This is a genomic window from Planktothrix sp. FACHB-1355 (assembly GCF_014748295.1).
GTDB lineage: Bacteria > Cyanobacteriota > Cyanobacteriia > Cyanobacteriales > Aerosakkonemataceae > Aerosakkonema > Aerosakkonema funiforme_A.
Window position 1 is genome coordinate 1 of the sequence record NZ_JACJUP010001382.1, and the last position, 388, is coordinate 388.

The following is a 388-nucleotide window of genomic DNA, read 5'->3' on the forward strand; positions in this document are numbered from 1 at the left end:
TGTACTTTACGGGCAATTGCGATTGATTCAACAGCATCACCGTAATGGGAAGCTTGGGGTTAACTTGTGCTTTAGGTTGCCAGAAACCGGGTGCGTAGCTATTTGACCGCCTATTAGGTTGAGACAATACAGCGGTACTAGAAACTAAAGTAATGCTGGCAAGCAGAATTGCGGCTGTGAGAGTTTTCAGTTTCATATTTATTTGTTCTTAGTTAGCAGATGCGTGTTTAAGGATTTGGGAAAGACGGGTTTAAACAGAATGTTGGTGCTTTCACAAAACATCTCTTAAACCCGTTTGTAAAGTAGTGTAATTTTCTCTAATTCTAGAGAACTAATTGTGACTGCAAAACTTCAGAATTTCTAAGTTTTAAGGGCTATCCTGGCCCAG

1 pseudogene is annotated in these 388 nt (G+C 40.2%); it reads right to left on the reverse strand.

Annotated features, from left to right (window positions below):
• Nucleotides 1-196 (reverse strand): annotated as a pseudogene (locus H6S82_RS32620) (hypothetical protein); the annotation flags it as partial.
• Nucleotides 197-388: the final 192 nt, after the last annotated feature.